We start from the raw sequence: 3086 nt of genomic DNA, 5'->3' as shown, positions 1-3086 counted from the left end.
CCGCCAGGGCGCCCCCCCGGTTCACATCAGTTCTCGCAAGTGCGGGGCGTGATGTTCTTTTCCTTGGCGTACTTGGCCGCGGCTTCCTTGACCATCGGATCCAGGATGGCCTTATCGGACTGATACCAGTCAGACACCACCTTGAACTTGGCGCCATCCCACTGCACGATGCGAGCCCAGTCATCACCCATGTGGTTGCCGCACGAGGTCTTGACGGGACGCATGATCTGGCCGAAGCCCAGCTTGTCCAGCTTTTCCTGCGTCAGGTTCAGGTTTTCGAAGCCCCAGCGCACTTGCTCGGGCGTCATGGCCTTGCCCTTGCCGTACTTCTCTTGCGCCGCGCGGATCGCCTCGACTTGCAGCATGGAAATCATCATGCCGCGTGTGTGGGCGATGGTGTTCAGGGTGTTCTTGGCGGTCTTGTCCGCGCCCTGGCCCTTGTCATAGACGAACTTCTTCAGGTCGTCGTAGACCTTGTCGCTTTCGGCGCCGCTGTTGTGCACGGTGATGGCGTTGTAGCCCTTGGCGACGTCGCCCAGGTCTTTCACGTCGCCTTCAGAGCCGGCCCACCAGATGGCGTACATCTTGTCGCGCGGGTAGCCGCTGGCCTGCGCTTCGCGGATGGCGGTCGGCGTCATGATGCCGGCGCTCCACAGCAGCACGTAGTTCGGGCGTGCCTGGCGGATTTGCAGCCAGGTGGATTTCTGCTCAACGCCGGGGGCGGTGACCGGATACAGCACCAGCTCGAAGCCTTCCTTGGCGGCGCGCTTTTGCAGCAGCGGGATCGGTTCCTTGCCATACGGCGAGTCGTGGTAGACCAGGGCAATCTTCTTGCCCTTGAGCTTGTCCATGCCGCCTTCTTTCTTGGCGATGTCCTGGATCATCACGTCGGCGGCGGTCCAGTACGTGCCCAGCAGCGGGAAGTTCCACTGGAACACGCTGCCGTCCACCGATTGCGACAGGCCGTAGCCCATCGTTTCGACGGGTACCTTGTCCTGGATGGCCTTGTCGCTGACCGCGAACGTGATGCCGGTGGACTGGGTGTCGAAGCCCGAGGCCCCGGTTCCCTTGCCCTTCAGGCGTTCATAGCATTCCACGCCGCGATCAGTGGCGTAGGACGTTTCACATTCTTCGTACGTGATCTTGACGCCGTTGACGCCACCGTCGCGCTCGTTGACCAGCTTCAGGTAGTCCAGCTTGCCGTCGGCCCAGGGAATGCCCAGCGGCGCGAACGCCCCGGTGCGATACACCAGCAACGGAACGAACTGCTCTTCGGCCGCCATTGCCGGCGGGGCCACGGCGCCGACGGCGCCGGCTGCGGCTACCAATGCCGCCGCCAACTTCAGGTTAAGACGCTTCATCTCCATTTACCTCCTGCGTGGTGCTTGGGTCAGTAAACCCTGGGACACCGGGATTGGCCCGGTCTTGAGCCGGGTATTCAGGATTCCGGTCGCTGCGTTTGCACTGACGCGGCCGGTAATGATCAATACGGTCGTGATGCCTGCTTCCCTTAGCGGGGCCGCGGCGGATCCGGCTTTGCCGGTCCCCAGCGGGGCCCCCTTGAGGGGGAAGCGCCAACAGCGCTTCGGGGGTGGGTCACCTCCTTCAGTGCGGGAATGGCCAGATGCGGAGCTTTTCCTTGCCGATGCTCCACAGACGCGCCAGCCCATGCGGTTCCGCAATCAGGAAGAACACGATCAGCGCGCCGAACACCATGTGTTCGATGTGCGCGGCGGTGTCCACCGACAGGGGAATGCCTAGTGCGTGCGGAATGTTAGACAGCGCCACCGGCACCAGCACGATGAAGGCCGCGCCGAAGAAGCTGCCGATGATCGAGCCCAGCCCGCCGATGATGACCATGAACAGCAGTTGGAACGAACGGTTCAGGTCAAAGGCCAGCGGTTCCCAGGAACCCAGGTGGATGTAGCCCCACAAGGCGCCCGCCACGCCCACGATGAACGAGCTGACCGCAAACGCCGTCAGCTTCGCGTACATGGGCCGGATGCCGATGACCGAGGCCGCCACGTCCATGTCGCGGATGGCCATCCACTGGCGGCCGATCGCGCCGCGCACCAGGTTCTTGGCCAGCAGGCTGAAGACCACCACCAGGATCAGCACGAACAAGTACTTTTCCAGGGCGGATTGCACCGGCAGGCCAAAGGCCGTAAGCGGGGGCACCGACACGCTGCCCGAGGACGAGTAATTGGTGAAGAAGGGAATGCGCAGGAAAGCCCAGTCCACGAAGAACTGTGCCGCCAGCGTGGCCACCGCCAGATACAGGCCTCGGATGCGCAAACTGGGGATGCCGAAGATCACGCCCACCAGGGTGGCAAAGCACCCGCCCAGCAGAATCTGAAGAAGCAGCGGCATGCCGGGAAAGCGCACGCCGAAGTTCCAGGCCGCATACGCGCCCACCGCCATGAAGGCGCCGGTGCCCAGCGAGATCTGGCCGCAATAGCCAACCAGAATGTTCAAGCCCACCGCCGCAAGCGACAGGATCAGGAACGGAATCAGGATGGCGCGCAGCAGGTAGTCGGAAGACAGCGCCGGCACGGCAATGAACGCCACCGCCAGCAGCAGCCAGATGAAGATGCGGTCCTGGCGGATCGGGAAAATCTGCTGATCCGCCCGGTAGCTGGTTTTGAACTGGCCGTTTTCGCGATAGAACATGTTTTTATCCTAGAGGGCCTGGTGGTTTACACGCGGTCGATGATCTTCTCGCCGAACAGCCCTTGCGGACGGAACAGCAGGAACACCAGCGCCAGCACATAGGCGAACCAGATTTCGATACCGCCGCCCACGAGCGACCCCAGGTAGACCTCGGACAACTTTTCCCCCACGCCAATGATCAGGCCGCCCAGAATGGCGCCCGGCACCGACGTCAAGCCGCCCAGGATCACCACCGGCAACGCGCGCAGCGCCGCGGTGGACAGCGTGAATTGCACGCCGAACTTCGACCCCCAGATAATGCCGGCCACCAGCGCCACCAATCCGGCCACGCACCACACGATGACCCAGATACGGTTCAGCGGAATGCCGATGGATTGCGCGGCCTGGTGGTCGTCGGCCCCTGCGCGCAGCGCGCG

Annotated in this window: 3 protein-coding genes; all 3 read right to left on the bottom strand. The window is 63.2% G+C overall.

The genetic code is table 11. The features are described from left to right. Positions 1-26: 26 nt before the first annotated feature. Positions 27-1367 (bottom strand): ABC transporter substrate-binding protein, encoded by a 1341-nt coding sequence (locus ACE04A_RS25250; RefSeq protein WP_485820652.1) that lies wholly within the window; start codon positions 1365-1367, stop codon positions 27-29. A 238-nt stretch (positions 1368-1605) separates the two neighbouring features. Then, positions 1606-2670, bottom strand: a complete 1065-nt coding sequence (locus ACE04A_RS25245) for a branched-chain amino acid ABC transporter permease (RefSeq protein ID WP_100853904.1) — start codon at positions 2668-2670, stop codon at positions 1606-1608. A 26-nt stretch (positions 2671-2696) separates the two neighbouring features. Further along, positions 2697-3086 (bottom strand): branched-chain amino acid ABC transporter permease (locus ACE04A_RS25240; RefSeq protein ID WP_448718315.1); only part of this gene is annotated, 390 nt, incomplete at its 5' end.

The sequence above is a fragment of the Achromobacter colocynthidis genome (genome assembly GCF_057334535.1).
Note: the sequence above shows the minus strand (reverse complement) of the source record. Positions and strands in the feature narration are given on the sequence as shown.